The following is a 21836-nucleotide window of genomic DNA, read 5'->3' on the forward strand; positions in this document are numbered from 1 at the left end:
TCGTCAACCGGGGGGTATGAGAGGCCGGAACCAATTAAATAATTGGCACTGACATTCATCGACACACTATTGAGTTCTCAAAGAACACACGCACAAACCACCTAGCGGGCTTGGCCCGGTCGGTCGGTGAGGCAACTTTTCAAGCTTAGCGCAACCATGAACCCGAAGTGAAATCGGGGTGCCGGTCTTGCCAGTGTGAGCGTCAGGCGCTCCTCGTCCTACCTCGTTTCCCAGGCTCTCCACTCAGCGTCTCCGCTGGGCTTCTTCGGCTCCGGGTCGGTGTCCGTGTCGCTCTGACCTGGAATAAGTTACGCGGCGGCGAACGCCACGTCAAATCGCCTGCGCAGCGCGAAAATTCGCAGGTCAAGGCCCCTGACATCGGGCGAGGACCGGTCCGGGGCACCCGAATGTGACTCAGGCCACCCGAACTTCATCCGAACGCGCCCGCACAACCCCCGTGCGGACCCCGTCAGTTGGCCAGCGCGTGCTCTGCCCCGCGATGCAGCGGGACCGGATTCGTCTCCCGCGCGGTGTCGCGCACGATCCCCTTGGCCGCGGCGTTCGCCTGTTCCAGCTGAGGCTTGCGATCGAAGAGGGCCTTGGTGAGGACACAGGCGACGTCGGCATCCAGGTTGTCGCGGACCAACAGCACGTTGGGCACGACGATGGACGGCACGTCTTCGGACAGTCCATAGGTAGCGGCCGGGATCGTGCCCAACTCGTACACCGGGCTCAGGATCCGCATGCCCGCCAGCTGTTCGGAAGTGTCGAGGAAGCGGTACCTGTCCTTGGCCGAGGCGAACAGCTCGGCGATGCCCGGCGTCGGCAGGCCGCCCGCGAAGAACAGTGCGTCGAGCGAGCCGTCCTTCATACCGGCGACAGCTTTGGTGAGATCCAGCCGGTTGACCGCGATATCGCTGTCCGGATTCAGACCGCCTGACCGCAGGATGCGCCGCGCCAACATCTCCGTGCCGGATTTCGGGGAGCCGGTCGAGACCCGCTTACCGCGCAGCTCGGCGATGGACCTGATGCCGGAGTCGGCCCGCACGACCACCTGGGTGTAGTTCGGGTAGAGCCGCGAAAGTGCCTGCACCGGTTGCTTATCGCCGTCGAAGGTGCCGATGCCGAGCACCGCGTCGGCGGCGGTATCGGTCTGCGCGAACGCCACCTGATACTTACCCGCCACCAACTGCTGGATGTTCTGCACCGAGGCCATGGTCTCCGCGGCGGTCGCCGAGACCTTGCCGTCGGTGGCCAGCGAGAGCTGGTCGGCGTAGGCACTACCGAGCGTGGCGAACACACCGGTCGCATTGCCGGTGGCGATGCCGAGCTTGGTCGCGTGGGTCACCTCGCAGGTGACCGGCGCGCCCGAGTCGGTGAGCGACTCGTCTCGACTCTTTCCACACCCCGCGACAAATCCTGCCGACACCGCGACCACGGTGACCACGATCGCCACTCTTCTCATCTCGTCCTCCCTGGCGCGAGCCGGTCGACCACAACGGTCGCGACCAACCCGCTCGCCCACCAACCCGACGCCCATGCGGGCAGCTCCACGTCATCGACCACCGACGCCCGATCCGGCGGCGGTGTCCGACAAGGCGTGACGATAGCAACGCGACACCCTCAGCTACTGAAAAACGTTGGCATCTGGTCGATTTTCAGCTCTGCAGCAAAGGTGCAGCGGGCACGTCTATTTGGTCAGGGCGTGGTCGGCGCCGCGGTGCAGCGGGACCGGCTCGGTCTTGCGGGCGTCGTCGCGGGAGATGTCCTTGGCGGCGGAGTTCGCTTGTTCCAGTTGGGGTTTGCGGTCGAACAGGGCCTTGGTGAGGACGCAGGCCAGGTCGGCGTCGAGGTCGTCGCGGACCAGCAGGACGTTGGGCACGACGATGGTTTTCGCGTCGGCGGGCAGGCCGTAGGTGGCGGCGGGGATGGTGCCCGCCTCGTAGACGGGGCTCAGCTTGCGCATGGCGGGGAGCTGGTCGGTGAGGTCGAGGAAGCGGACCTTGCCCTTGGCCGAGGTGAACAGGTCGGTGAGGCCGGGGGTTGGCAGGCCGCCGGAGAAGAACATGGCGTCGATGGAGCCGTCTTTCATACCGTCGACCGTTTTGGTGAGATCGAGGCGCTGGGCGGAGATGTCGCTTTCCGGGTTCAGGCCCGCAGCCTGCAGTACGCGCTGGGCGATCACCTCGGTGCCGGACTTCGGTGAGCCGGTGGATACGCGCTTGCCGCGCAGGTCGGCGACGGAATTGATGCCAGATCCGGTGCGGGCGACCACCTGGGTGTAGTTCGGGTAGAGCCGCGAAAGCGCCTGCACCGGTTGCTTTTTGCCGTCGAAGCTGCCCACGCCGAGGACGGCGTCCGAGGCGGTGTCGGCGAGCGAGAACGCCACTTGATAGGTGCCCGCGACCAACTGCTGGATGTTCTGCACGGACGCACCGGTTTCCGCAGCGGTTGCCTTCACCTTGCCGTTCGTGGCCTGGGAGACCTGGTCGGCGTAGGAGTTGCCCAGCGCGAAGTACACGCCGGTCGCGTTGCCGGTGGCGATGCCGACCCTGGTCTCCTGTTTCACCTCGCAGGTGACCGCGCCGCCCGCGTCGTGCTGCGGTGCGTCCCGGCGCCCGCCGCAGCCGGTCAGCAGCCCGGCCGAGACCGCGGTAATGGCGAAAACTATGGCGACTCTTCTCATGTCGTCCTCCTTCGAGAGAGCAGAGTGATCCCGACGGCCGCGGCGAGCGCGACCACGCCGGCGATGAGCGCGCCGGTTTCCAGGTACAGCAGCAACAGACCGCCGAGCCCGGCCAGTGCCCTGGCCAGCGGTTTCACCGGGCCGATCCCGAGGATCCAGCCGCCGGTGGCCACCGCGAGGGCCGCGACGCCGAGGCAGGCGACGGCCGTGGTCCACAGGATGCCGATCACCGGGCCGCGGCCGAGGAGATATTCGCCGGGTTCGGTGAGCACGAAAACGACCGGAACCAGGAACGCGGGCAGCGCGTATTTCAGTGCCTGCCACATGGTGGGCACCGTGCGAGCGCCGGTGACCGCGGCGGCACCCACCGCTGCCAGCGCCGTCGGCGGCGTCACCTCCGACAGCACCGAGTAGTAGAAGACGAACATGGCGGCCGCCGGAGGTGGCACGTCGAGCGCGAGTAGCGCGGGGCCGATGATCGCCCAGCCGATGATGAACGACGCGGTGACCGGCACCGCGAGGCCGAGCAGTGCCAGCGCGATCGCCGCGAGCACGACGGTGCAGGCCAGCACCACGGTGTGGTTGTCCGACACCGACTTTGCCGCCCGCACCAGCAGCGAGGCCAGCTGTGCGCCGAGCCCGGTCTTGGTGGTCATCGCGGTGATCACGCCCGCCGAGGCACACACCGCGACGACCGGCAGCGCCGCGCGCACTCCGCTACCGATCGCGTGGAACACTCGCCGCGGCGAGAGCGCGGTCTCACGGGTGCGCGGGTCGAAGAAGGCGAGGATGAATGCCAAGGCGGTCGCGTATACGACGGCCTTGGTGGCGCTGACGTCGAGCAGCAGCAATACGACGATCGCGATCAGCGACAGGAAGTGGTAGCCGAAGCGCAGCAGCAGCCGCCACGCCGAGACACCGTCGGTCTCTACTGGTTTGGTGCCCAACCGGCGCGCATCGATCTCCACGGCCAGCAGGATCCCGAGGTAGTAGAGCAATGTCGGGATCAAGGCCCAGCCGAGCACCGTCACATACGACACCTCGAGGTATTCGGCGACGATGAACGCCGCGACGCCCAAGGTTGGTGGCGAGAGAATCGCGCCGACGCCGGCGGCCGCGAGCATGCCGCCCGCCTGCTCGGGTGGATAACCGGCCCGCTTCAGGATCGGCCAGGTGACCGCACCGATGGTCACGGCGGTCGCGGTGCCCGACCCCGACACCGTGCCGAGCAGGAAACCCGAAGCGACGGCGGTCCTTCCGGCGGCGCCGCGGGAGCGCCGGAAGGCCGCTACCGACAGGTCCACGAAAAACTGTGCCGCACCGGAGAATTCGAGCACCGCGCCGTACAGTGTGAACAGCACGATGTAGGTGGCCGCGACATCCAAAGGCGTGCCGTAGAACCCGCTGCCCGAGTTGTACAGGGCGTCGACGATCTGTCCGAAGTCCAAGCCCGCGTGCGCGATCGTCCAGTCCTGCGGCAGGAACCCGCCGTAATACCCGTACGCCACGAACACCAGGCAGACCGCGACGAGCACCCAGCCCGTGGTCCGCCGGCACGCCTCCAGCACGAGGATCAGCAGTACCGCGCCCATGGCGACGTCGACGGGATCCAGCAGGCCCTGCCGATCCAGGAAGGCGTTGTATCCGCCGCCGCCCGAGCCGATCGCGAACGGCAGCACCGGATACAGGCAGACCAGCACGGCGACGACGGCCAGCAACCAATCGAAAACGCCTGGCCCATCGGCCCGGTCGAGGAACCGAACGCCGGATCGGTACGCCAGGAACACCATCGGCAAGGTGGCCGCCAGGAACACCACCAGGTAGTACTGGCTCCCCTGCGGCAATGGCCGAAATACCTGCCACACCACCAGAATCGCGGTCAGGAACGACGTCACCGCGACAACCCGCTCGGGCCAGCCGGTCAGTACCCGGGCGGGCCGCTCCTCGTCATCGACCTCGAGCAGTGTCGGCCGATCTTCTACGGGCGCCTCGGATTCCAAACGATCGCCCGCCGTGTTCGACATGGCGGAACGATAGCAACGCACGACCGGTCGTATACCGGTATTGAAAACAGACGAATCGGTCAGCCTTCGGTTTCGTCTCGCCTGCGTCGATCAGTGCACGTCAGCCCGGGCTTATCTCCTGCGGATTCCCTGCCGCGCGAAGCAGTTTGGCGCCGACGTCGTGCAGCATGCGCCGCATCTCGGGCGGTTCCTTGACCTCGAACTCCACGTCGAGGTGCGCGATGCGAACGGCGGTCCATTCGAGTGAGTCGGCGCTGGTGCGGATCAGGCAGCTGTGCTCGTCGATCGGCTCGACCTCTTCCGGTCGGACCCGGAAGGTTTCGGCCAACTGTTCGGCCGAGGTGTGCACGAGGAACACCACGCTGCGCGTCGGCCGGGAGTGGGCCAGCTGGCTGGTGACGAACGCCGCTGCGTCGTCACCGGGCAATTCCCTTGGTGCGCAACGTACTCCGGTCGGGAACGGGGCGTCGATCCGGTCGAGACGGAAGGTCCGCCAATCGGCTCGGTCGATGTCCCACGCGACCAGGTACCAGCGGCGGCCCGCGGACACGAGGCTGTGCGGCTCGGCGACTCGCTTGCTCTCCGCGTCGGTCTTGTCTCGATAGCGGAAGCGGATTCGCTCGCCGTCGCGGGCCGCGGCAGCCAGCACGACCAGGGTTTCCGGGTCGACGCGCGGTCCGGCGGCCGGGCCGCCCAGCGAGACGGTCGCCGAATCGATCGCGTCCACCCGCCCGCGCAGTCGCGACGGCAGCACCTGCTGGAGTTTGACCAGTGCACGGGCGGCCGACTCCTCGATACCCGCCACCGAACCCTGGGCGGCGCTGCGTAAGCCGAGGGTGATCGCGACCGCCTCCTCGTCGTTCAGCAGCAGCGGCGGGAGGTCGGTGCCCGCTTCCAGCCGGTAGCCGCCGACCGAGCCGAGGCTGGCGTGCACGGGATATTCCAGCTCGCGCAGCCGTTCGATATCGCGGCGCACGGTCCGCACGGTGACGCCGAGACGATCGGCCAGCTCGGGGCCGGTCCATTCGCGGCGGGTCTGCAGGAGCGACAGCAATTGGAGTAGTCGGGCGGCGGTCTCGGTCACTGTTTCAGTATGGCGCGGAATGAGGACGGATCCTGACCTCATTGCCGCATAGCGTGGTTGTTGTGAACGCAGAGCGAGACACCATTCAGATCGTCGGAGCCCGCGAGAACAACCTGCGCAACATCTCCCTGGAGATCCCGAAGGGCAAGATCGTGGTCTTCACCGGGGTGTCCGGCTCGGGCAAGTCATCGATCGTTTTCGGCACCGTCGCGGTCGAGTCGCAGCGCCAGCTCAACGAGACCTACACGTGGTTCATTCGCAACCGGCTACCGAAGTACGAGCGCCCCGAGGCCGACGCGATCGAGAACCTGGCCCCAGCGGTGGTCGTCGACCAGCGCCCGATCGGCGGCAACTCCCGGTCGACCGTCGGCACCATGACCGACATCCAATCGATCATCCGGGTGCTGTTCTCCCGGCACAGCGAGCCGAGTGCCGGTGAGGCGACCAGTTATTCGTTCAACGACCCGCTCGGCATGTGCCCGGAATGCGGCGGGCTCGGCCACGTGGTCCGGCCCAACCTGGACAAGCTGCTCGACACCGGCAAGTCGCTCAACGAGGGCGCGATCACGTTCGCGCCGTTCGCCATCGGCACCTTTCAGTGGCAGTTGTACGCCCAGTCCGGGCTTTTCGATCCGGACAAGCCGTTACGCGACTTCAGCGCCGACGACTGGCAGCTGTTCCTGCGCGGCAACGGCTTTCGGGTGCCGCGGCCGAGCAAGACCGGGGGCGTTGGCAGCAATGCCTATGAGGGCTTGCTCGAACGGCTCGATCGCCTCTACATCAAACGCGACCTCGACTCGCTGTCGGAAAAGAACCGGGCGGCCGCGCGGGAGGTGGTCACCGAGGAGATCTGCCCGGCCTGCGGCGGTGCGCGGCTGAGCGCGGCCGCGCTGGCCAGCCGGATCGACGGGCTCGGCATCGCCGACTACGGCAGGCTCGAGGTATCGGATCTGATCGAGGTGCTCGGCGCGATCGACGATCCGATGGCCGAGGTGATCGCCCGAGCCGCGATCGCGCGACTGCGCCGGATCGAGGAGGTCGGTCTCGGCTACCTCTCGCTGGATCGGGAGACCTCGTCGTTGTCCGGTGGTGAGGCGCAGCGGCTCAAAGTCGTTCGGCACCTTGGGTCGAGCCTCACCGGCATGACCTACATCTTCGACGAACCGAGCGTGGGCATGCACCCGCGTGACGTCGGCCGACTGAACAGCCTGCTGATCCAGTTGCGCGACAAGGGAAATACGGTGCTGGTGGTCGAGCACTCCCCCGATGTCATCGCGATCGCCGATCAGGTGGTGGACATGGGCCCCGGTGCGGGTGGGCACGGCGGGCAGGTCGAGTTCCAGGGTTCGGTCGAGAAGCTCCGTGCCTCGGGCACTTTGACCGGCGAGCTGCTGCGTCGAGTGCAACCGGTCAAACACGAGACGCGCACGCCGACCGGATGGCTGACCGTCACCGATGTCGAGCTGCACAACTTGAAGAACGTCACCGCGCGGTTCCCGACCGGTGTGCTCACGGCGATCACCGGTGTGGCCGGTTCGGGCAAGAGCACGCTCGTCTCCGGCGGGTTTCTGGCCGCACACCCGGACGCGATCGCGGTGAGCCAGGCGGCGATCCACGCGTCGCGGCGCTCCAGCCCCGCCACCTACCTCGGCATCATGGATCCGCTGCGGCAGTTGTTCGCCAAGGAACACGGCGTGAAGCCGGGCCTGTTCAGCTTCAACTCCGAGGGCGCCTGCCTCGAATGCGGTGGCGCGGGAGTCATTTTCACCGATCTCGCGTACATGGATCCGATCACCACCGTGTGCCAGACCTGCCACGGCAGGCGATTCCGGCCGGAGGTGCTCCCCTACACGGTGCGTGGCGTGTCCATCGCCGACGTGCTGGACATGACCGCCGAGCAGGCCCTCGACTTCTGGGACAGCCACGCCGACAACAAGATTCGTACGCCACTGCGCTCGTTGAACGAGGTCGGCCTCGGCTATCTCACCCTGGGCCGTTCGCTCAGCTCGCTGTCCGGCGGTGAACGTCAGCGCATCAAACTGGCCGACGACCTACATCGCAGCGGCGGCATCTACGTCCTCGACGAGCCGACCACCGGCCTGCACATGGCCGACGTCGACACACTGATGGCGCTGCTGGATCGCCTGGTCGACGCGGGCAACACCGTGATCGTCATCGAGCACGACCTGGACGTGGTCAAACGCGCGGATTGGGTCATCGACCTCGGCCCCGACGGCGGCAAGCACGGCGGCGAGATCGTGTTCACCGGAACGCCCGCCGCACTGCTGGCGGACGAGCATTCGATCACCGCCGACTACCTGCGCCGCAGCATGGTCGACGCCGCCTAGCAGGTCCCGTCAGGACGGCGCGGGACCACCGGTTCCCGCGCCGCAGTCCGTCCTGCCCCGTTGAGCCCACAACGAGCTCGGCCGCGGCAGTAGCGGCGTTGCTGGGCTCTCGCTCCCGTGCGGTCCGGCTACGGTGCGATACCCGAACCGCATCAGTGCGGGTGATCGGCGGCGGTGCAGGGGGTGTGGCGAGGATGATGGGGGTATGGCGATGCGCGATGTGGTGTGTGCCGGCGCCTTTGTCCTGATCTACGACCCGGGGGTCGGCGAGCCCGAGCCGTGGTACATCAACGATCACACGATCGTCCGGGACACGGACGGGCGGTGGCATCTGTTCGGGATCACGCATCCGGAGCCTGCGAATCCGTTCGAAGAGGTCGAGTTCGCGCATGCGACGGCGGACGAGTTGCTCGGGCCGTGGACCAAGCAGCCGCCGGCGCTCGAGGTGGACCCGGATTACGGGGAGACGCATCTGTGGGCGCCGTTCGTGATCACGGCGCATGGGCGTTACTACATGTTCTATGCGGGTGGCGGCGAGGATCGGACTGCGGTCGCGATCAACCTGGCCACCTCGACCGATATGTTCACTTGGGAGCGTAGGCGTTCCGGGTCGCTGTTCACCGACGGCTACGACGCGCGTGACCCGATGGTGGCGCGGGTCGGCGACCAGTGGGTGATGTATTACTGCGCGACAAGCGATCCCGCGGGCGGCAATCATGTGGTCGCCTACCGGACCAGCACCGATCTCGTGCATTGGGGCGACCGGCACATCGCGTACACCGACCCGACCGTGGGCACCGATGCGGGAAATACCGAGTCGCCGTTCGTCGTTCAGCAGGACGGCTGGTGGTATCTGTTCATCGGTCCGCGTCCGGACTACGTCGGTACCGACGTGTTCCGTAGCGACAACCCGTTCTGCTTCCGCATCGGCGACAAGGTCGGCCACATCGCCTCGCACGCGGCCGAATTGGTGTACGACGATGTGCGCTGGTGGATCAGCAGTGCCGGCTGGGGGCAGGGCGGGGTGTACCTCGCCTCGCTCACCTTCCCGCCGGCCCGCGATCCCAATTCCGCGAAAGCTGTGCCGCGGTAGCCGGTTCAGGCCGCTCGGTGGGCCTGCGACCGACCGGCGGCCTGGATGGCGGCGATGATGTCGGCGGCCCAATCAGCCGGATTGTCGTGCTCGAGCAGTTCACTGAGGCAGAACAGTCGCTCCCGGCGTTGTCCGGCAGGGAGATTCAGCGCTCGATACAGTGTTTCGACCAGGTCGGTGGGTGAATTCGGCTCGGTCAGCAAAGCTCCGGCCGCCATGCGTTCCGCGGCACCGGCATGCCGCGACAGGACAAGCACCCCGCAGCGGCCCACTGCGGCCTGGGCGGCGACGAATTCCTTCGCGGTCAGATTCATCCCGTCCTGCAGTGAGGTCACCCAGAACACGTCGGCGTCGAGGTAGTGGTCGATGACCTCGGGGAAGCTCAGGGACTCCGGAAAGTACTCGATGGGTCGCCACGCACCGAATCCCCAAGCGCGATTGACCTCTTCGATACGACGCTCGAGCAACTTCCGAGTCTCGTCGTAGACGGTGATGCCGGGCTCCGGTGGCGGGCAGACGAGCCGGAATCGCAGCGCGCCGCGCAGCTCGGGATGGCGGACGAGCAGTTCCGCGATGGCGTCGACCTTTTGCACGGGCGCTTTGATGTAGTCCAGACGCTCTACCGAAAGGACAACGGGCCCAACAACTTTTCGTCGGTCAAGCGGACGGGTGCGAGCCAGCTCTTCGATGGCGGCGCGGTCGATTCCCAGCGGATGAACGCCGACCCGGGGCGGCCGAGCCAGGCCGGTGAGCGACCCGAGGAAGCGCTCGGCGAAGACCTCGGTGTGGAAACCCACCCAGTCCAGTCCGCTGAGCGAGGCGCGGATCTCGGCGGCGGGCGGCAGGGCGGCGAAGACCTCCGGCTCGGGAAACGGCGTGTGATGGAACAGGCCGATCCGCAGGTCGGGTCGCGTCTCACGCAGTCGGCCGGGCACGAGCCACAGGTTGTAGTCGTGCAGCCACACCGTCGCGCCGGGCGCGGCCCGGACGCTGATGTGATCGGCGAAGCGCGTGTTCACCGCGCGATACGCGGCCCAGGCAGCGGGATCGAAGCGTAGCCGGTGCGGTTGCGACATCAGGACCGGCCATAGCGCCTCTTTGCAGGCCCGGTGGAAGTATCCGCTCCACTCGGCCGAGGTCAGCGGGAGAAAGGCGAGTGGCAGGCCGGTGTCGTGATCGTCGAGGTGTGCGGCCGATTCGTCGGGCTCGATGACGACGCCTGCCGCCCATACCGCCCGCAGATCTCCGGCGAACACGCTGTTCAGGGTCGGCAGAATGCCATTCGGGCTCGACGGAGTGCGCCAGCCGTCCGGAGTCCAGGTGATCGGGGCGCGGTGGTATCCGACCACGAGTGGATAGTCGGGTTCGATCCAGCCGAGATCCCGCAGGGCCGCGAGAATGCCTGCGGCGCCAGGCAGATCAGGCCGATGCGCGGCCTGCGCCACGGGAACCGCCGCCAGCAGGCCACGTTCGGCATTGCCGACGATCACGCCGTGCGCGCCGCGACCGAACATCGACCGGTCGTTGCCGGAGTCGCCCGCGACCAGTACCGCATCCATCGACCAGCCCTGCTCTTCGGCGAGCAGCACCAGCGCGTTCCCCTTGTTCGCGTGCGCGGGCAGCACATCGAAGTAGGTGTTCGCCGAGTACTGCCACGAGCAGCCCAGCCGCCCAACGGCATCGATCAGTTCCGGTGTCAGGCCCGCGGGCGGCAGCAGGAACGAGCAGCGCCCGTCCTGAGCTACCTCGTCTTGATAGGTCAGCGCTGGAAAATACCGCAAGGCGGCGCGCACGCGCTCGGTACCGGGCCAGCCCGCGCGCAGACCCGCTTGCGGCACGGTGACGGGCGTCAGATCGGCACCGTCGATGATGCTGGCGCCGACATCCGCGATAATCCAACGTGGCTGTGGCACAAGCGGATCGCGCAGCACCTCGCGGATCGACTCGATCCCGCGACCGGTCGCGAACACCACCGTCACCTCGGGATGCCGAATCAGCGTGTCCCGCAGCCGCCGCCGATCGGCGGCGGTGCCGCCCAGCAGGGTGCCGTCCAGGTCGGTGACCAGGATCTTGTCTGGACCGACGTCGCCGGCAGCCACGCCGCAACATCGATTGCCGGATGAACAGGCTTCCGGCTCAACGGATTTGGAACCCTCGCCGGTTGCCATCTGCGCAACGATAGCAGGAACACATCATGGATTCGGGCGGAACTTTCAGACCTGACGTGCGGCAGGCACCCTGGCCAGCCACTGTGGCAGCTCCGTCAAGTCCGGTGCGGCACTGGATCCGAGGGCCGAGGTCGCGGCCGCGCCGCAGGCCACCGCGGTGGCCAGACAGTCGGGCAGCGGCTGTCCGGCAAGGTGCGCGTGTAAGTAGCCCGCGTTGAAGCAGTCGCCCGCGGCGGTGGTGTCGACGACATCGACAGCCACGGCGTCGATCTCGCATCGCCGACCGTCCCGGACCGCGATCGCTCCCCAGCCACCCCGCTTGACGAGCAGCGTATCCACCAGCGCCGCAAGGGTATCGATGGCCGAGTCGAGCGTCGGCGCGCGAGTCAGCCGCAGCGCTTCCTCGGCATTGGGCGCGAAAATATCCACCTGGGCCAGGATTTCGCGCACCGTCGGCGTATCGAGGGTGCACGGGACGTCCTGGCAATCCATGAACACTTTGGTCCCGACCTCATGCGCGACCTGCAAGGCAGCGTGCACGGCCGCGCCATAGTGCAGTTGCGGCAGGATCAGCACCTCGGCCTGGTGCTCGCGCAGCAGCATTGCGAGCGGATACGGCACGACCGGATCCTGATAGCTCACCATCGCGCGGTCCGCGCGCGACGACAGCGACGCCGTGATGCTGCGGACCGGCACCGCGTGCAGACGAAAGGCGGTGTCGTCGAGTCCCTCCGCGCGGGTCGCCGCCAGCACCTGCTCGCTGAACAGGTCGGTGCCGAAGTCGGTCGACCACACCACGTCGTGCCCGAGCCTGCGCATCGCCATCGCCGGGGTGTACGCGCCGCCGGGCAGTATCTCGAAGCCACGGGCAAATACCTCGGTACCTGGCAGCACGGGCCGCGACAGGCCGTGAAAGACCAGATCGGCGTAATAGGCGCCGACGACCAGCACCTCCGCACGGCGTTGCCGACCGTTCGATGAGGCCGCCGCATCGACCCGCCCCGCCGGGTCCGTTTCCATCCCGCGACAGTAGCAAATCGCAAGCCACCGACCGGGGTGGTCGCTCGATTTGCCGAATCCGCCCAAACGTTCTGTTCTGCCTGGTATTTCTTGAGTTGAATCGTGTATCCGACCACCCACCCGCGCGGAGGGACCGGCATGGCCCGTATCGGTGTAATCAGCATGTCCGACGGTCGCGACTATGTGCACGCGGGCATCTCGGACTTCATCCGAACGACGGAAGATCACTTGGTCGCGGCGCTGACCCAGGCCGGGCACGAGGTGGTCCGTGGCGCGGCACCGATCAGCGACAACGCCCTGGCGAGTTCGGTGGCACGGGCGGTGGCCGCCGCCGAGGTCGATCTGACCGTATTCCATTACGCGGTCTGGGCTTTCCCACATTTCACCATGCTGGCCGCGGGCGCCACGCCCGGTCCGCTACTGCTGCTGTCGAACATCGATCCGGTACAGCCCGGCATGGTCGGCATGCTGGCGGCCGGCGGCGCGCTCGATCAGATCGGGCGCGATCACGCCCGATTGTGGGGTGATCCGGCCGATTCCGCGCTCATCGAGGCGATCGGCGTGCGGGCCGGTGCGGCCGCGGCGGTGGCGAGCCTGCGCGGCAGCACCTTCGGGCGGTTCGGCGGACGACCGATGGGAATGAACACGGCGGTCGCCAATACCGATCAGTGGCAACGGATCTTCGGCATCGATGTCGAGGAGATCGATCAGTGGGAGATCGTGCGGCGGGCCGAACTGGCCGACGCGAGCGAGGCGAAGGCGGCCCGCGAATGGCTGGAACGCCATGCCGCGGGCGTGCATTACGACGGCGCGAAGCTGACGCCGGAGATCCTGGAGCGCCAGATCCGTTCGTACCTCGCGGTGCGGGAGCTGATTGCCGAATGGCGGCTTGATTTTTCGGGCATCAAGGGCCAACCGGAACTCACCCAGTACTTCGCCACGATGGACATCACCGAGGCGTTCCTCAACGATCCCTACGACTGGAACGGGCCGAAGGATACCCACGTGTGCGCCACCGAGGCGGACATGGACGGCGCGCTCACCATGCAGCTGCTCAAGCAGATCGCGGGCACCCCGGTGCTTTTCGCCGATGTGCGGCACTACCACGCCGACCGCGACATCTGGGACCTGTGCAATTCCGGCCAGCACGCGACGTGGTTCGCCGCCCGCAGCGCGGACCCGGCCGAGAACCTCGCCAAGGTGCATCTGTATCCGGAGGTGTTCTTCTTCCCGGCCGGTGGCGCCTCGGTGCACCATCTGGCCGCGCCCGGCGGCATGACGCTGGCCCGCCTCACCCGCAAGGACGGCGACTACCGAATGCAATTGATGCTCGGCGACTTCGAGACCTACGACGAGCAGACCAACGAAGCGCTGATGAAACAGTCGACTTGGGAGTGGCCGCACGCCTTCGCCCGGCTGGATGCGCGCGCCGAGGACTTCCTGTCCCGCTTCGGCGCCAACCACATTCACGCGGTGCCGGGTGACCATCGGGCAGCCGTGCGGGCGGCGTGTGACCTGCTCGGGGTCACCCTGGACGAGTTCGTCCGGTGACGAGGTTCCTCGGCGTCGACATCGGTACCTCGAGTTCGAAGGGTGTGCTGACCGACGAGCACGGCACCATCCTCGCTAGATCCGAACGCGCGCACGGTGTTTCGACGCCCCACCCCGGCTGGTTCGAGCACGATGCGGAGCAGGTGTGGTGGGCCGACTTCGTCGCGATCATCCGCGACCTCGTCGACGCGGCGGACGGCACCGCCCTCGACGGACTCGCCGTCTCCGGCATCGGCCCGTGCCTGCTCCCCGCCGACGCGACCGGCCGGCCGCTGCGGCCTGCGATCCTCTACGGCGTAGATACCAGGGCAACCGCTGAAATCGCCGAACTCAACGCGGAACTCGGCGAGCAGGCCGTGCTCGAGCGCGCCGGATCCCCGCTCACCAGTCAAGCCGTCGGACCGAAGCTGCGCTGGCTGGCCCGCCACGAGCCACAGGTCGCCGCCGAGACCAGCATGCTGCTGATGGCGAGTTCCTTTCTGGTGCACCGACTCACCGGCCGGTATGTGCTCGATCATCAATCGGCCAGCCAGTGCGTGCCGATGTACGACCTGTTGAACCGCGAATGGGCCACGGACTGGGCAGGACTCGTGGCGCCCGGCCTGCGGCTGCCGGAACTCGCGTGGCCGACCGAGGTGATCGGCCAGGTCTGCGCCGACGCAGCGGCCAGTACCGGTCTGCCCGTTGGTCTTCCGGTCACCACCGGCACCATCGACGCGTGGGCCGAGGCCGCCAGCGTCGGCGTTCGCGCGCCCGGCGACGCGATGGTCATGTACGGCACCACCATGTTTCTGGTCCAGGTACTGACCGACCCACGCCCACATCGCGGACTGTGGGGCACCTGCGGAACTTGGCCCGGCACATACACTCTCGCGGCAGGCATGGCTACCTCCGGCGCGGTGACCGACTGGCTGCGCAACCTCGTCGGCGGCGAGTTCGCCGACCTCGTCACCGAGGCCGCGCAGGTGCCCGCAGGCAGCCGCGGACTGCTGGTGCTGCCCTACTTCGCCGGCGAACGCACGCCGCTGTTCGATCCGGACGCCCGGGGCATCGTCGCGGGCCTGACCCTCGGACACGGCCGCGCCGAACTCTATCGGGCGGTACTGGAAGGCATCGCCTACGGCGTGCGGCACAATCTCGCGGCGATGACCGAGGCCGGTGGTCAGGCCGGGCGGCTGGTCGCCGTCGGCGGCGGCACCAAGGGCAGGCTGTGGACGCAGATCGTCTCCGATGTGACCGGCCTGCCCCAGCAATTGCCCGCCGAAACGATCGGCGCGTGCCTCGGCGACGCGCTGCTCGCGGCCGAGGCCGCGGGGTTCCAGACCACGGAATGGAATCCGGTGGTCGCCACCGTCGAGCCGTATCCTGAACGCACCGGAGAATACGATGCGTACTACCAGCGATACCGCGAACTCTATGAATGCAGTGCTGCTATTACCCATTTCCTCGCGAGCGAACAACACCGCAAGGGGGTGTTTTCCTGAACCTCGCCCGCCATGCGAGGATGCAGGGTTGCTCTGTCGGACTCAATACGAGGATCTCATGCCCACTCTCGCCCTGACCCCGCAAAATTTCGAGTCGGTTATCACCCGCAATCCCATCGTGCTCGTCGACTGGTGGGCCGACTGGTGCGGCTGGTGCACTCGGTTCGCACCGATCTTCGAGTCGTCGGCAGAACGGCACCGCGACGTCGTGCACGGCACCGTCGACGCCGTGGCGGAAGAAGAGATGAAGAACGCGGCGGAGGTCACCGCGTACCCGACGATCATGGCCTATCGCGAAGGCCTGCTGGTCTACAACGAGGCGGGCTATCTCGACGCCGAATCGCTCGAAGAACTCGTCCAGAACATCAAATGGCTGGACATGGAAAAGATCCGCCGCGAATTCGCCGAGCAGTACGGCACGCCGGCCGACCCGTACGGCGCGGCCACCCCTGCGGTACCGGGCGGGACTTCGCGCATGGCGGGACTCGCCCCGACCCCTAGTAGATATGGCTGGCCCGGCCTGTAACCAACCCTGGAGGCGCCCGATGGAACTATGGCAGCTCGACAACACGCGCACGCGGTCGATCAGCGCCGAGAACCCGACGGGCGCCCCCGGCCAGGGCGGTCGCGCGACCACCGGCACCGGCGCGCACGCGGCCCGGTTCCTCGGTGTCGGGTGGAAGGTGTCGCCGTCGATCCTGCTGGACGACGGTGAAACCGCCACGCTGGCAGACATTTCCGGCCCCGGCGTGGTGCGCCACATCTGGCTGACCACCGATCGTGGTGCGCTGCACGACATCTTCCTGCGGATGTCCTGGGACAACGCGGCCGAGCCCGCGATCGAGCTACCGGTCGGGTACTTCTTCTGCAACGGCTGGGGCGAACTGGCCCTGGTCAGTTCGGAAATGGTCGTCGTGGGCCCGGCCGGTGGCTTGAACAGCTACTGGCCCATGCCGTTTCGCGAACACGCCACAATCACCCTGGAAAACCGCTCCGGCCGTACGGTTCCGGTGTATTACCAGGTCACCTACACCGAAGAGGACGTGCCGGCGACCGCCGGCTACCTGCACACCCAATGGTCACGCCGGAATCCGCTGGGCCACCCCGCCATCCACACGGTGCTGGACACCGTGCCCGGCCCTGGCCGTTATGTCGGTACCTTCCTGGCGATGCAGCCCAACGCCCCCGGCTGGTGGGGTGAGGGCGAGTTCAAGTTCTATCTCGACGGCGACACCGACTTCCCCACGATCTGCGGCACCGGCACCGAGGACTACTTCGGCGGCGCTTGGAATTTCGACATCGACGGCACCTACCGCATGTACTCGGCGCCGTACGTCGGACTCGTCCAGGTACTGCCGCCGGACGAGATCTACCAGCAGGACCAGCAATTCGGCATGTACCGCTGGCATGCGCGCGACCCGATCTGCTTCGACTGCGACTTGCGCGTCACCGTGCAGGCGCTCGGCTGGCAGGGGGATGCCTATCTGCCGCTGGAGAATGCGGACATCGCCAGCACCGCGTGGTGGTATCAGACGTCACGGTGATTCGTCGGGCTCCGCGGACAGCTCATCGATGTCCATCGCCAGCAGCTCGTCGGCGCGGGCCATCGCGTCGTCCATGGTGGCTTGGATGTCGTCCAGCACCGACACGCCGCCGAGCAGATCCTCGAAATCGCGGAGCACGGACTGCACCTCCGCGACCGCCGGATCGACGCGGTACCAGGCGACGGCGTCGTGCCACCACGGGTCTTCGTCCACCCACGCCCACATGACGTCACGGACCAGGCGGGCGTCGGAGGTGTACATCTGGAACTGCTCGTCCGACCCGTCGGCGCGATGCTCGATCTCGTAGACGCCGTCGGGAAGCAACCGGGTCTGGATGTACTCCTGGTCGCCGCGATTGATCACGATGAACGGGCATTCCGGGTCGGGTGGCTCGTCGAGCAACTCGGTGAGCAAGTCGTCGGTCAACTCCGGCACCGGTGTTCCGTCACCGGTCCGGACGTGCACGTCGGCAGGTCGGTCCGGATCGTCAGTCACCGGGCCAGTGTGCCCGATCCGGTCTTCGAATACCCGAAATGCGTCGTGCGGGGACGCTTCGGGTGCAAGGTGGAGGGATGTGTGCGGCGACGGTGGCCGGGGTGGACAGTTCCACCCAGTCCTGCAAAGTGGTGGTGTGCGATGCGGACACCGGCGAGATCCTGCACCAGGCGAACGCGCCGCATCCGAACGGCACCGAGGTGTCGCCGGAGGCTTGGTGGGATGCGTTGAGCACGGCGGGGGCAGGTGTGCTCGAGCAGGTCGACGCGATCGCGGTGGCCGGTCAGCAGCACGGCTTGGTCGCGCTCGACGCCGAAGGGCGGCCGGTGCGCGATGCGCTGCTGTGGAACGACGTCCGGTCCGCGGCGGCGGCCGATGAGCTGATCCTCGAACTGGGTGGCCCGCAGGCGTGGGCCGATGCCGTCGGCAGCGTGCCGCTCGCTGCCTTCACCGTGACCAAGCTGCGTTGGCTGGCCGATCACGAACCGGAACTCGCCGACCGCACTGCGCGGATCATGCTGCCGCACGACTATCTGACCTGGCGGTTGCGCGGGGGCGGAGCGGCCGAACCGACCACCGACCGCGGCGATGCCTCGGGCACCGGCTACTGGTCACCGGCCGACTGCGAGTATCGCAAAGACCTGCTCGCCCTTGGCTTTCGCGGCCGGACGCCCGAATTGCCCAGGGTGCTCGGTCCTGCCGAGGCCGCCGGGCGCACTCCGGGCGGTGTGCTCGTCGCGGCGGGAACCGGCGACAATGCCGGTGCCGCACTGGGTCTCGGGCTCGGCGACGGTGACGTGGTGGTTTCGCTCGGCACCAGCGGCACCGTCTTCGCTCGCTCCGCGGTGCCGAGTGCCGATGCCAGCGGTGCGGTCGCCGGATTCGCCGATGCGACAGGGGCATTCCTGCCGCTGGTGTGCACCCTCAATGCCGCGCGCGTCCTCGAATACGCCGCCGAACTGCTCGGCGTCGACCTGACCACGCTCGAATCGCTTGCCGCGCAGGCACCTCCTGGCGCTGACGGCCTGGTCCTGCTCCCCTATCTGTCCGGCGAACGTACGCCGAACCTGCCGCATGCCACCGGCAGTCTGCACGGTTTGCGTCCGGAGACCATGCGCCCCAGCCACATTGCCCGGGCCGCCTTCGAGGGCATGCTGTGCAATATGGCCGAGGCGCTCGATCATCTCCGGTCGCGGGGCACGGGTGTGCGCCGAATTCTGTTGATCGGCGGGGCTGCTCGCTCCGCGTTGGTCGCGGAGATCGCCGCGCAGATCTTCGGCGTGCCTGTCACGGTTCCGCAGCCGATCGAGTACGTCGCGGTCGGTGCGGCTCGCCAGGCTGCCTGGACGCTCAGCGGTGCGGCGGAACCGCCGAGTTGGCCCGCACGCACGGTTGCCGAGATCCCCGCACCGGATGCCGCATCGATCGGCAACCGCATCCGGGCGGAATATCAGCGGGCGCACGGGGATCTCTACGGCAGGTCCAGTGCGCCGCCGCCCGCTCCGGCGCCGCGGCGACGTCGGCGGTGGCGAAGTCACGAGTGAACGACATCGCTCCGCGCCGGCTGAGTTATCCAACTGCAGCGTCGACACTCAATGCACAGTCGTGGCAAATTTCTCCAGCGCGGCCTCGTCCCCGTTGAACCTGTCCGCTCCCTTGTTGGGTCCGGCGACTTTGTACTGCGCGATAGTGCCGACCGACCAGGCTGTCGGCAGCTCGTCGGCCGAACTGGCGGAGTGCAGTAGCCACAAATAGTTCGTCGAACCGAATTCGCCGGAGTCACCGGTGCAGGTTTTCCACCAGTCGGCGGTAGTCGCGATCACCGGGCGCCAGCCTTTCGACCTCGTGTTATACGTGTTGCTGAACTCCTTCAGCCATTCGACCATCTGCTGGGGGCTGAGCCCGTAGCACTTGTTCGTCTTGGCGCCGTCACGCAGGAGGATGGCTCCCGGTAGCGTCTTTACATCGTTGGCATCGTTCTCACTACCGACTACCCGGATACCGGCATGGTCGACAAAGAAATTGGCTTGGTCCCTGCCTGCGCTCGCATCGGGCGCGGCGACGTGATATCCGCCGTGGAACAGACCGGCTGCAGTCGCGCCGTTGTTCAGCTCGGAGAATGCCGGATTGGCACTGTCTCTGCCCTGGGTCGCCTTCATATAGGTGAAGGCGACGCCTTTGTTCTTCACGTCGGCCCAGACGACACCGGATGTCGCGACGTCGAGGCCTTCGACGACGCTGTCCGCCCGGGCCGTACTCGGCGGCAGCAGGCCGACCAGAGCCACGACACAAAAGGCGGCCAGCGTACTGATCCGCGCGGACCTGACGCGCATGCACGATCCCCGTTCTCTGTGTGTACCGCTGCCGCGACAGCGAGTGGACCGAGCGACCCACCGTTCTCGTATTCGTTTCTGCGAACGTCCTGGATGGATCGGCGTATCCGCGCCCAACAGATGACCCCGGGTGACCGCCCGTGCAACGATGTACTCAATACCGGCGGTACCAGATACCGGAAGCCTTGGAGGCGCAGATGACGCTCTACGACGTGGTGATTCGCGGCGGGTCGGTGTTCGACGGCGCGGGGTCGCCGCCGCGTTCAGCGGACGTCGGTATCAAGGACGGCAAGGTGGTCGCGGTCAGCGCCGAGCCGCTGCCCGATGGTGCGCGGACCATCGACGCGACGGGCAAGTGGGTCATTCCGGGCATGCTCGACGTGCACACCCACTACGACGCGGAGGTGCTCGGCAATCCCGGGCTGGGTGAGTCGGTGCGGCACGGGGTCACGTCCGTGGTGATCGGGAATTGCTCACTGTCCACGGTGTATTCCGATGCCGACGACTGCGCGGACATGTTCGCCAGGGTGGAGGCGTTGCCGTGGGACGCGGTGCACGGTGCGGTCAAGGAACACCAGAACTGGGACGGTCCGCGCGCCTACGCCGAGTCGCTCGCCTCTCGCCCGCTCGGCGCGAATGTGGCTGCCTTGCTGGGACATTCGGATATTCGGGTCGCCGTCATGGGCCTCGGTCGCGCGGTGGACCCGCAGGCGCGGCCGACCGGCGATGAGCTGAATCGCATGCGGCAGATGCTGACCGACGCGCTCGATGCCGGATTCCTCGGGCTGTCCACCATCCGTAGCTCGTTCTCGAAGCTGGAGGGTGTGCGCTTCCCGACCAGGCAGCTGCCGTCGACGTACGCGAGCTGGCGCGAATACGCGGCGCTGAACAAGATTCTGCGGCAACGGAATCGGATTCATCAGAGCACGCCGAACCTCACCTCGCGGCTGGAGATCGCGCGCTACTTCGCGCAGAGTGCCGGGCGATTCCGTAAGCCGCTCAAGACAACCCTGATCGCGGGCATGGACGTGAAGGCCGATCGCACCACGGCGCGGGCCGCGACCGCGGCGGCCTGGATCGCGAACAGGCTGGGCGGGGCGGCCTTTCGGTGGCAGCACCTGCCGGTGCCATTCGAGGTCTATGCCGACGGCGTCGATCTGGTGGTCTTCGAGGAGTTCGGTTCCGGCGTCGCGGCGCTGAATATCCGCGACGTGATGAAGCGCGGGGAGTTGCTGGCCGACGAGTCCTACCGCAGGCAGTTCCGCAAGGACCTCGCCAAGAAGTACGGTCCGCGGGTGTGGCATCGGGACCTGTATGACGCGCAGATCGTGGCCTGCCCCGAGGCCGAGGTGGTCGGGAAGTCGTTCGGTGAGGTGGCCGACAAGCGCGGCATCCACCCGGCCGACGCGCTGCTCGACCTGGCCGTCGCGCACGGTTCGAAGCTGCGCTGGCGCACCGTGATCGCCAACGATCGCGACGAGGTGCTCGACAAGCTGCAGCGCTCGCCCAATGTTCAGGTCGGGTTCGCTGATTCCGGGGCGCATCTGCGCAATATGGCCTTCTACAACTTCGGCATCCGCATGCTGGAGCGGACTTATCAGCGCAAGTTCATGCCGATCGAGGCGGCGGTGCACCGGCTGACCGGTGAGCTTGCCGAATGGTACGGCTTGGACACCGGCCGCTTGAGCGAGGGCGCCCGCGCCGATATCGCCGTTATCGACCCGGCCGGTTTCGACGGTTCCAGCGCCGAATACGCCGAAACGCCGTTTCCCGGCATCGCCGGGCTGGATCGGATGGTAAATCGCAATGATCGGGCGGTGGCAGCGACCATTGTCGGCGGGCACGTCGTTTACGAATACGGCACCTTTGCCCCTGGGTTCGGCACCACGCTGCACGCGGGAACATTCCTCACGCCGACCTGATCCGCACACGCGACACGCCGTTCTGAAACGCCGAAAAATCACTCCGCGACATTTCGTCCAGTTTTAGGAATAACATCACCGAAC

At 67.1% G+C, this 21836-nt stretch carries 16 protein-coding genes; 8 read left to right on the top strand and 8 right to left on the bottom strand.

Annotated elements, in window-relative coordinates; translation table 11 throughout:
- Positions 1-469 precede the first annotated feature (469 nt).
- The 4 genes from ACIBK2_RS00005 to ACIBK2_RS00020 all read right to left on the bottom strand — a co-directional run bounded on the left by ACIBK2_RS00005 (position 470) and on the right by ACIBK2_RS00020 (position 5794).
- The gene (locus tag ACIBK2_RS00005) at positions 470-1465 is read right to left on the bottom strand and encodes a TAXI family TRAP transporter solute-binding subunit (protein ID WP_396961866.1); all 996 of its coding nucleotides are present in this window, start codon (positions 1463-1465) and stop codon (positions 470-472) included.
- A gap of 225 nt (positions 1466-1690) precedes the next feature.
- The gene (locus ACIBK2_RS00010) at positions 1691-2686 is read right to left on the bottom strand and encodes a TAXI family TRAP transporter solute-binding subunit (protein ID WP_396961868.1); all 996 of its coding nucleotides are present in this window, start codon (positions 2684-2686) and stop codon (positions 1691-1693) included.
- The gene (locus tag ACIBK2_RS00015) at positions 2683-4710 is read right to left on the bottom strand and encodes a TRAP transporter permease (protein ID WP_396961870.1); all 2028 of its coding nucleotides are present in this window, start codon (positions 4708-4710) and stop codon (positions 2683-2685) included. Before ACIBK2_RS00015 ends, ACIBK2_RS00010 begins: the two co-directional genes overlap by 4 nt.
- Before the next feature lie 100 nt (positions 4711-4810).
- Entirely contained in the window at positions 4811-5794 is a 984-nt protein-coding gene (locus ACIBK2_RS00020) for a helix-turn-helix transcriptional regulator (protein WP_396961872.1), read from the bottom strand.
- Between the two features lie 62 nt (positions 5795-5856).
- On the opposite strand from ACIBK2_RS00020, the gene ACIBK2_RS00025 reads away from it, so the two are divergent.
- Together ACIBK2_RS00025 and ACIBK2_RS00030 are read left to right on the top strand one after the other, a co-directional pair.
- Positions 5857-8142 (top strand): ATP-binding cassette domain-containing protein, encoded by a 2286-nt coding sequence (locus tag ACIBK2_RS00025; RefSeq protein WP_396961874.1) that lies wholly within the window; start codon positions 5857-5859, stop codon positions 8140-8142.
- 205 nt (positions 8143-8347) lie between these two features.
- Complete coding sequence (locus tag ACIBK2_RS00030) at positions 8348-9235, top strand: glycosyl hydrolase family 32 (RefSeq protein WP_396961876.1); 888 nt, start codon at positions 8348-8350, stop codon at positions 9233-9235.
- A 5-nt stretch (positions 9236-9240) separates the two neighbouring features.
- Here the strand turns inward: ACIBK2_RS00030 and ACIBK2_RS00035 are convergent, their stop codons facing one another.
- Positions 9241-11334: an HAD-IIB family hydrolase gene (locus ACIBK2_RS00035; protein ID WP_396961878.1), complete on the bottom strand. Its 2094-nt coding sequence runs from the start codon at positions 11332-11334 to the stop codon at positions 9241-9243.
- Positions 11335-11448: 114 nt separating this feature from the next.
- Complete coding sequence (locus ACIBK2_RS00040; RefSeq protein ID WP_396961880.1) at positions 11449-12423, bottom strand: carbohydrate kinase family protein; 975 nt, start codon at positions 12421-12423, stop codon at positions 11449-11451.
- A 138-nt stretch (positions 12424-12561) separates the two neighbouring features.
- Between ACIBK2_RS00040 and ACIBK2_RS00045 the strand changes: the two genes are divergently transcribed.
- Genes ACIBK2_RS00045 through ACIBK2_RS00060 form a run of 4 tightly spaced genes read left to right on the top strand, consistent with a single transcriptional unit; the run spans position 12562 to position 17002 of the window.
- A complete protein-coding gene (locus tag ACIBK2_RS00045; RefSeq protein ID WP_396961882.1) occupies positions 12562-13974 on the top strand; it encodes an L-fucose/L-arabinose isomerase family protein in 1413 nt (470 codons plus the stop codon).
- Complete coding sequence (locus ACIBK2_RS00050; RefSeq protein ID WP_396961884.1) at positions 13971-15458, top strand: FGGY-family carbohydrate kinase; 1488 nt, start codon at positions 13971-13973, stop codon at positions 15456-15458. The genes ACIBK2_RS00045 and ACIBK2_RS00050 overlap by 4 nt, the downstream gene beginning before the upstream one ends.
- Before the next feature lie 58 nt (positions 15459-15516).
- Complete coding sequence (locus tag ACIBK2_RS00055; RefSeq protein WP_396961886.1) at positions 15517-15984, top strand: thioredoxin family protein; 468 nt, start codon at positions 15517-15519, stop codon at positions 15982-15984.
- Between the two features lie 19 nt (positions 15985-16003).
- Positions 16004-17002: a glycoside hydrolase family 172 protein gene (locus tag ACIBK2_RS00060; RefSeq protein ID WP_396961888.1), complete on the top strand. Its 999-nt coding sequence runs from the start codon at positions 16004-16006 to the stop codon at positions 17000-17002.
- On the opposite strand, the gene ACIBK2_RS00065 is transcribed toward ACIBK2_RS00060, so the two are convergent.
- The gene (locus ACIBK2_RS00065) at positions 16994-17497 is read right to left on the bottom strand and encodes a hypothetical protein (protein ID WP_396961890.1); all 504 of its coding nucleotides are present in this window, start codon (positions 17495-17497) and stop codon (positions 16994-16996) included. The genes ACIBK2_RS00060 and ACIBK2_RS00065 overlap by 9 nt on opposite strands.
- Positions 17498-17574: 77 nt before the next feature.
- On the opposite strand from ACIBK2_RS00065, the gene xylB reads away from it, so the two are divergent.
- Positions 17575-19041, top strand: a complete 1467-nt coding sequence (xylB, locus tag ACIBK2_RS00070; protein WP_396961892.1) for a xylulokinase — start codon at positions 17575-17577, stop codon at positions 19039-19041.
- A 48-nt stretch (positions 19042-19089) separates the two neighbouring features.
- On the opposite strand, the gene ACIBK2_RS00075 is transcribed toward xylB, so the two are convergent.
- The gene (locus ACIBK2_RS00075) at positions 19090-19830 is read right to left on the bottom strand and encodes a GH25 family lysozyme (protein ID WP_396961894.1); all 741 of its coding nucleotides are present in this window, start codon (positions 19828-19830) and stop codon (positions 19090-19092) included.
- Positions 19831-20027: 197 nt separating this feature from the next.
- Between ACIBK2_RS00075 and ACIBK2_RS00080 the strand changes: the two genes are divergently transcribed.
- Positions 20028-21752 carry an amidohydrolase family protein gene (locus ACIBK2_RS00080; RefSeq protein WP_396961896.1) on the top strand — a complete coding sequence of 575 codons (1725 nt, stop codon included), beginning with the start codon at positions 20028-20030 and terminating at the stop codon, positions 21750-21752.
- Positions 21753-21836: the final 84 nt, after the last annotated feature.

This window comes from Nocardia sp. NPDC050175, from assembly GCF_044459885.1.
GTDB lineage: Bacteria > Actinomycetota > Actinomycetes > Mycobacteriales > Mycobacteriaceae > Nocardia.

What these genes read in the sequence shown, in the direction of transcription:
- ACIBK2_RS00005 (WP_396961866.1), bottom strand. Translation starts at nt 1,465, where the DNA reads ATGAGAAGAGTGGCGATCGTGGTCACCGTGGTCGCGGTGTCGGCAGGA.
- ACIBK2_RS00045 (WP_396961882.1), top strand. Translation starts at nt 12,562, where the DNA reads ATGGCCCGTATCGGTGTAATCAGCATGTCCGACGGTCGCGACTATGTG.
- ACIBK2_RS00055 (WP_396961886.1), top strand. Translation starts at nt 15,517, where the DNA reads ATGCCCACTCTCGCCCTGACCCCGCAAAATTTCGAGTCGGTTATCACC.
- ACIBK2_RS00075 (WP_396961894.1), bottom strand. Translation starts at nt 19,830, where the DNA reads ATGCGCGTCAGGTCCGCGCGGATCAGTACGCTGGCCGCCTTTTGTGTC.
- ACIBK2_RS00040 (WP_396961880.1), bottom strand. Translation starts at nt 12,423, where the DNA reads ATGGAAACGGACCCGGCGGGGCGGGTCGATGCGGCGGCCTCATCGAAC.
- ACIBK2_RS00030 (WP_396961876.1), top strand. Translation starts at nt 8,348, where the DNA reads ATGGCGATGCGCGATGTGGTGTGTGCCGGCGCCTTTGTCCTGATCTAC.
- ACIBK2_RS00015 (WP_396961870.1), bottom strand. Translation starts at nt 4,710, where the DNA reads ATGTCGAACACGGCGGGCGATCGTTTGGAATCCGAGGCGCCCGTAGAA.
- ACIBK2_RS00080 (WP_396961896.1), top strand. Translation starts at nt 20,028, where the DNA reads ATGACGCTCTACGACGTGGTGATTCGCGGCGGGTCGGTGTTCGACGGC.
- ACIBK2_RS00060 (WP_396961888.1), top strand. Translation starts at nt 16,004, where the DNA reads ATGGAACTATGGCAGCTCGACAACACGCGCACGCGGTCGATCAGCGCC.
- xylB (WP_396961892.1), top strand. Translation starts at nt 17,575, where the DNA reads ATGTGTGCGGCGACGGTGGCCGGGGTGGACAGTTCCACCCAGTCCTGC.
- ACIBK2_RS00010 (WP_396961868.1), bottom strand. Translation starts at nt 2,686, where the DNA reads ATGAGAAGAGTCGCCATAGTTTTCGCCATTACCGCGGTCTCGGCCGGG.